Here is a 6,704-nt window from a genome sequence, read left to right on the forward strand (position 1 = left end):
ACAGCCGTTTTTGATTTTTATTTATTGCACCGCTGCTTCTTTTAATACATCGAGGTTTGGCTCTTCGTCAAACCATTTTTTATAAATTTCCGTGTACGTTCCATTTTCATAAAGTGTGTTTAACGCTTCGTCAAACTCTGCTTTCAATTCGCTGCCTTTCGAGAAAACAATTCCATAGTATTCTGGCGTAAATTGCTCGTCACTGACTGTTTTAACGCCTGCATCTGGATTGTTTTTCACATATTCAAGTGCAACTGCAATATCCGTCACGACCGCTTCTACGTCACCGCTTTGAAGCGCCTGAAATGTCAGAGCTGCTGCTTCATATTTTGAAATAGAGCTGTCATTCTTACCGACAATCGCTTCTGCTGCAATTTGACCTGTTGTCCCGTTTTGAACACCAATCTTCTTTCCCTTTAAATCTTCTGCCTTCGTAATATTCGTACCCTCTTTAAAGACAATCATGCTGACAGATTCAAAATAAGGGCTTGAGAAATCATACGTTTCTTTTCGCTCGTCTGTGATGGTGACACCAGACATTCCGATATCAAGCTGATCACTTTGCAACCCTGCAAGCATCGCATCCCAGCCTGTATTTTTAATATCGACTTCATATCCCGCTTCTTCTGCTGCTGCATTAAGAAGATCCACGTCAAAACCGGATACTTCGCCTTTATCCATAAATTCAAACGGGGCAAAAGTTGCTTCCGTTCCAACATTTAATACTTTTTTATCTTCTGAACCGCTTTGTTGTTCGCCGCCGCTTCCACATGCAGACAAGAGCAGTGAACAACTAGCAGCTATCGCGATTGTTGCTTTTTTAAATGTGAATGTCATGATGATAACCCCTCTATTTTTTTGTATACTAAAATAATAACGCGTTATTGATCGTATTTCAATCATTTTTCGCCGAAAAACTTATTTTTATGCATTAATATTCATTTAAATCGATATATTCCCGTTAATTTCCTTGACTGGATGAATAAATTTTGCATAAATAAGGAATTTTCAGATTTATAAACAGTCGTAAGCATGTGGGGATGCATCGTGAATCATTTTGACAAATGAGGGATCTACTCGATATAACGGTTTTCTACGTATACAAGAAGCATTAAAGGTTCTAAATGATACTATTGAAGAATAAAATAACTCAAGCCTGTTTTTTATTGACAATGATTATCATTCCTCTTAAAATGAGAGTAACAACAACGACGATGGAATGAGGGACGCTCGATGAATGGAATGCTGCATGGACTCAAAGACATCCATATGGTCATTGCGAACAGCCGTAAACTTGGCGGTGCTGCGGAAGCTGAGTCTATTACACTTGCATCCGGTGAAACATACATGAATCCGGTCTTTACAAATGTCGATTTGTCACAGGGAAAATATATTTCATTTAGCTTCATTGCAGAGAACGGTGAAAATGTCACAGCACATGTTGATCAAATTGGTGTGATGAGAGGACTTCGTCACAAGCTCATTTGCCAGCTTAAAAATGTGTCAGTCCGTGAAATGATGACAGAAGAAACACTCCGCTACTTACGTAAACTTTGTGAAGTGAATGAAGGATTTGTAACGAATTCGTTTAAAAAAGAAGCGCTTAAAATCGTTCGTGATGTAAGTGTTGATGAAATCGAAAAACGGGATGTCGTATTGCCGTTTACGGTCGAGAATAATCTTGTCCTGATAGACAAACGCCGCTACGCTTGACAGCTAACGATTCGGGGGCTTTTGATCATTGCATCCTGTAATACTCCACAGCTTCCTTTCCAATATTTAGACTTAACTTAACAAAAATCCGCCCATTGTATCTAGGGCGGATTTTTGTTATTTCATCACGGCCTGGCAAGCAAGCCGTTTCGCTGACTGTCCAAGCTTTTTTTGTTCAGCTTCATTTCGCGATGACAGATGATCGCTGTCCGACAATATATCAACTGTACAGACGCCGCATGTCCCTTTCCGGCATTTATATTTAATGCCACAGCCTTGCTCGAGTGCACCGTCAAGTAAAATGACGCCTGATTTAACCGGGACCGAGCAAGAAACACTGCCCTGCCGAATCTCAACGACCGGTGCTGTCTTGTCCACTTTTTTTTCTTCCACAACCTGGACAGGCACTTCCCGTACGGTTTCCATTCCTGGAATGAGCGAGCCGACTGTCCACTTCTTCTTATTCATCGTCTTTTGGATCAGCGAATGTACATATGGCAGACGGACGTTTAATGCGAAGTACAGCCGTCTCAAATACACGGAACGGATGATTCATCCCTTCTTCGCCAAGGTATGCTGTTTCAAAGTCTTCTGAAATAGCAAGATCCAGAATGTTACGCCCTGTATTTACAAGCACACCTGTCTTCCCTTTTAGTACAGGCGACTGGAATACGCCGTCTGTCACAAGCTCACGCACATGCTCAATTTCAAGCACGTTTGTGTCGCGGTGAACACGGTGCAAGAGTGCATACAATTCCGGTGACAAAACGAGGGCATAAGGACCGTTATGATTCATCTCCATTAATTTCCCACGTGCATCTACAACATCCTGAAAGGCAGTTCCGGATTCGTACCAATTGCTAATTAAATGCGTCTGGCGTCCTTTAACATTCATTAATCCTGGTATACCAAATTGCTTCGCCCCATGGAAAATCATTCCATCTTCTAGCAATGCCACATCGCGGGCGGCATTAGATGCGGATGAAAAATCTATTGGTATATCAAGCGTTTTCGCCTGCTCAATATCACGCCAGTATAAAACAAAATCTTTGTATAATAGTGGAATCGTGTAATTTACACGGCGTGCTGATTCAATCTCTGTATCAAATGAACCTTGAAAATCCATATGAGCCGCGCTTTTTTCAGCGAAAACGTCCGTGTGAATACTTTGTACACCACGTCCAAGCGGGCCATACAATTCAATGAACCGGCGTCCCGTTAATTGTTTATTCGCCGCTTCAATAATGATGCGGTCCAGTTCATCGAAATCGCTTGCTGAAAGTGGTGCGTCCGGATACAAGTGAGCTTTATTCATAAAAGTCTCTCCTCCTTATTTCGAGATCAATGATCCAACGGTAAATGAACGTTTCGTTTTTTGAATAGGAGCTTTAGCGGCCGGTGCGGCATGAGCTTGATGATCTAAATGGTCACCATGTTCATCGTGATGTGCATGAGGGTCTGTATAACCGGTATCAAAACGGGCATTAATGCCAGCAAGCTTTTCTTTTACGAATTGATAGCTCTTATGGTTCGCACTACGCATTTCAGATAACTTTGCCTGTCTTTCTGCATCTTTGAACTGAAACAAGGCTAGATCAAGATGTTCAACAAAGTTGTGCAAACCAAATTTTTCTAAATTCAGTTCCTGCAGCAAACGGTTAAACGTATTGTTTGATGGGACGAAATCTCCGCCTTTCCCTGCCTGAAATGTTTCAATAAGCGGGATCATTTCAGCAAGACGCGAAAGCCGTTGCTCTTCTTCTTCATAAATATGATGGTAATAAAGCCGTTCATGGTCGTCATTCGCATGATTAATAACCGGATCAAGCATTGCCATAAAGCTCTCAATGTCTTTTTTCGTGTCAGTGAAAATGTTGTAAAATTCAGTTAATTCATCCTTCAACACGTACACCTCCTAATTAATTGCTATCCCTATTATAATCTGTGAAGTGCCCAGGTGGCAAAAATTACAGCAGAAAAGGACAAAAGGAGTTAGTCTACTAGGCCTTTCACTCTTCATTTATATTAAATACACACATTATTTTAAAAGATTAGGCCAGTTATCCAGTTCATTTTAATAGGGGTGAATATACATATACTAATAAATCGGACAAGGGGGGGCATTTGACTTAAGACCCTTTATAAAAAAGGAGAAAGTAAAATGAGCTTCGATATTGGATTGACGATTTTGGTGTTTATCATGACGATGGTTGTCATATTTTTACGGCCGGGGGGAATAAATGAAGCATGGCCCGCATCTATTGGGGCAATGATTATTTTACTAACAGGAAGGGTCTCTTATGAGAATATCATAGATATTATCAATAAAATCGGCGGCGCATCGATTACCATTATGGCCACGATTGTCATGGCTGTCATATTAGAAAGTTTTGGTTTTTTCCACTGGGCAGCTGCAAGACTTGCAAGCTTAGCTAAAGGTTCTGGTTACCGCCTCTATTGGTACATTCAGTTGTTATGTTTTTTGATGACTCTTCTATTTAACAATGATGGCAGCATTCTCATTACAACTCCAATTTTAATTTTGCTCCTAAAAAACCTACGGCTAAAGCCATATGAACAGCTTCCCTATCTTTTAAGTGGAGCTTTGATTGCAACAGCTTCCAGTGCACCTATTGGAGTAAGTAACATCGTCAACTTAATTGCCTTAAAAATTGTCCATATGTCTCTTTATATGCATACAGCTATGATGTTCGTGCCTGCTACTTTAGGGTTGTTGTTTATGTCCTGGTTAATGTTTATCGTCGTAAAGAAAAAGTTACCTAAAACCTTGCCCAATACGATATATGATGTAGAAGATATGTTTTTCACCAAACACTTCCATCCATTAAAAGGAACCCTTTCTGTTGATACGAAACGTAAACGGACAACATTTATGCTAAGGATCTTGTTGTTTGTCTTTGTGATACGATGCCTGCTATTTGTGGCCTCCTACATTTCTGTTCCAATTGAACTAGTGGCTGTTCTTGGCTCATTTGTCCTTCTTGCATGGAGATGGTACCATTTGCGAACAAATCCGATTGATATTTTGAAAAAGACACCTTGGCACATTCTTATTTTCGCCTTTTCAATGTATGTGATCATTTATGGGCTTCACAATGCAGGATTGACAGAGATACTTGTGAATTTATGTAACCCCATTGTAAACCAAGGATTACTTCAAGCGAGCTTTATTATGGGAGGATTAGTGTCTCTATTATCTAACTTGTTTAATAATCATCCTGCCTTAATGATCGGAACCATTACTTTAACAGAAATGGGACTGGATCCTATTACATTAAAAACCATTTACCTCGCAAATATTATTGGCAGTGACATGGGCTCTTTATTATTACCAATAGGAACGCTTGCTTCTCTTATTTGGATGGACATTTTAAGACGTAATAAGATTAAGGTAACGTGGAAGGATTATTTAAGTGTATCGCTGATTGTCATCCCAATTACAACGATCGTCACATTGTTTTTACTATTTTATTGGGTTCAAATGGTTTTTGCCTGATCGTTTCCTCCAACATACGAGGGAATTCATTTATCTTCACACTAAAACGTCCAAAAGCGCATTTTCTTTTGGACGTTTTTTTATTTTTTTATATTCATACTCTTTTTTGAGCAGGGTATACTAATGCTGTACTTTTACTGCTTGAATGTTTTTCATTTTATTATCCCAACAGTTTTGGCTCAGATCAACCGGATATTCTTCCGGATTGAACGCCCGTTTATATTCATTCCAAAGCAGTTCAAGATTTTCACTCGTCAGCTGGCGAATCGATTCAATAGCGGGCAGATCATATACGCGTATGCCATTAAAGAAAATAAGCTCATGCAGTTCACGCGCTTCAAAATTCGTGACAAACTTGCTTACAAACGTATGAACGGGATGAAACATTTTCAGCTTTTCTTCATTTTGTGGAATTTCTTCGTCAAGCGCTATGTAGTCGCCTTCTGCTTTACCGTTCAATTTATTCACGATTCGGTATACACGTTTCAAGCCGGGTGTTGTTACTTTTTCAGGATTAGCTGACAGTTTAATTGTATCACTCATTTCTCCTGTCCCGTCCTCGATTGATACAAGTTTATATACTGCACCAAGTGCCGCCTGGTCATAGGCGGTGATCACTTTTGTGCCAATGCCCCATACATCGATTCTTGCACCTTCTGCTTTTAAATTCATAATGGTATATTCGTCAAGATCATTGGATGCAACAATTTGGGCGTCAGGAAAACCGGCTTCATCTAACATTTCACGCGCCTCTTTTGATAAATACGCCATATCCCCACTGTCGAGACGGATGCCGATAAAATGAATTTGATCGCCAAGTTCTTTTGCCACTTGAATAGCGGCCGGTACACCGGATTTCAATGTATCGTACGTGTCGACTAAAAAGACGCAGTCACGGTGACGCTGTGCATATTTATGAAAGGCAGTATATTCATCTTTGTACGTCTGTACGAGTGCATGCGCATGCGTTCCAGATACAGGAATGCCAAATAGTTTTCCCGCGCGGACGTTGCTCGTCGCATCAAATCCGCCAATGTACGCCGCACGTGTTCCCCATACCGCTGCATCCATTTCATGTGCACGGCGTGAACCGAACTCCATCGCAGATTCGTCCCCCAGTACTTGCTTGATACGCGATGCTTTCGTCGCAATTAGTGTTTGATAATTCACAATATTAAGCAGTGCTGTTTCAATAATTTGCGCTTCTGCCAGTGGTGCTTCGACGCGCAAAATCGGCTCGTTTGCAAAAACAAGCTCGCCTTCTTTCATACTTTTTAACGTTCCAGTAAATCGCATTTCTTTTAAATACGACAAAAAATCATCCCCGTATCCGAGAACGCGTAAATACTCAATATCGCTGTCTGTAAAACGAAACTTCTCTAAATAATCAATAATTTTTTCAAGTCCGGCAAAAACACCGTAACCATTACGAGAGCACTGCAAAACACTTACATTTAAAGGGAGCACCCGAAAG

7 protein-coding genes are annotated in these 6,704 nt (G+C 40.5%); 2 read left to right on the top strand and 5 right to left on the bottom strand.

Annotation, left to right across the window (positions count from 1 at the left end; translation table 11 throughout):
- Positions 1-21: 21 nt before the first annotated feature.
- Complete coding sequence (locus AWH49_RS06540; RefSeq protein ID WP_063965029.1) at positions 22-837, bottom strand: basic amino acid ABC transporter substrate-binding protein; 816 nt, start codon at positions 835-837, stop codon at positions 22-24.
- 396 nt (positions 838-1,233) lie between these two features.
- On the opposite strand from AWH49_RS06540, the gene AWH49_RS06545 reads away from it, so the two are divergent.
- Entirely contained in the window at positions 1,234-1,713 is a 480-nt protein-coding gene (locus tag AWH49_RS06545) for a hypothetical protein (protein ID WP_018392159.1), read from the top strand.
- 117 nt (positions 1,714-1,830) lie between these two features.
- Here AWH49_RS06545 and AWH49_RS06550 read toward each other — a convergent pair whose 3' ends face one another.
- The 3 genes from AWH49_RS06550 to AWH49_RS06560 are packed head-to-tail and all read right to left on the bottom strand — an operon-like array spanning position 1,831 to position 3,616.
- Positions 1,831-2,181, bottom strand: coding sequence for a 2Fe-2S iron-sulfur cluster-binding protein (locus AWH49_RS06550; RefSeq protein WP_082862694.1), 351 nt, complete (start codon positions 2,179-2,181; stop codon positions 1,831-1,833).
- Positions 2,174-3,028, bottom strand: coding sequence for a family 1 encapsulin nanocompartment shell protein (locus AWH49_RS06555; protein ID WP_063965030.1), 855 nt, complete (start codon positions 3,026-3,028; stop codon positions 2,174-2,176). The genes AWH49_RS06550 and AWH49_RS06555 overlap by 8 nt, the downstream gene beginning before the upstream one ends.
- 15 nt (positions 3,029-3,043) lie before the next feature.
- A complete protein-coding gene (locus AWH49_RS06560; RefSeq protein ID WP_063965031.1) occupies positions 3,044-3,616 on the bottom strand; it encodes an IMEF encapsulin system ferritin-like cargo protein in 573 nt (190 codons plus the stop codon).
- Between the two features lie 258 nt (positions 3,617-3,874).
- On the opposite strand from AWH49_RS06560, the gene AWH49_RS06565 reads away from it, so the two are divergent.
- The gene (locus AWH49_RS06565; RefSeq protein WP_063965032.1) at positions 3,875-5,230 is read left to right on the top strand and encodes an arsenic transporter; all 1,356 of its coding nucleotides are present in this window, start codon (positions 3,875-3,877) and stop codon (positions 5,228-5,230) included.
- 120 nt (positions 5,231-5,350) lie between these two features.
- On the opposite strand, the gene AWH49_RS06570 is transcribed toward AWH49_RS06565, so the two are convergent.
- The coding region (locus AWH49_RS06570; RefSeq protein ID WP_063965051.1) for a nicotinate phosphoribosyltransferase at positions 5,351-6,704 on the bottom strand (1,354 nt) is incomplete at its 5' end.

Source organism: Domibacillus aminovorans (assembly GCF_001643235.1).
In the GTDB taxonomy this organism is placed as follows: Bacteria; Bacillota; Bacilli; order Bacillales; family Domibacillaceae; genus Domibacillus; species Domibacillus aminovorans.

Excerpts from the sequence above, each read along its gene's own strand:
- AWH49_RS06540 (WP_063965029.1), bottom strand. The coding sequence starts at position 837 with ATGACATTCACATTTAAAAAAGCAACAATCGCGATAGCTGCTAGTTGT.
- AWH49_RS06545 (WP_018392159.1), top strand. The coding sequence starts at position 1,234 with ATGAATGGAATGCTGCATGGACTCAAAGACATCCATATGGTCATTGCG.
- AWH49_RS06550 (WP_082862694.1), bottom strand. The coding sequence starts at position 2,181 with ATGAATAAGAAGAAGTGGACAGTCGGCTCGCTCATTCCAGGAATGGAA.
- AWH49_RS06555 (WP_063965030.1), bottom strand. The coding sequence starts at position 3,028 with ATGAATAAAGCTCACTTGTATCCGGACGCACCACTTTCAGCAAGCGAT.
- AWH49_RS06565 (WP_063965032.1), top strand. The coding sequence starts at position 3,875 with ATGAGCTTCGATATTGGATTGACGATTTTGGTGTTTATCATGACGATG.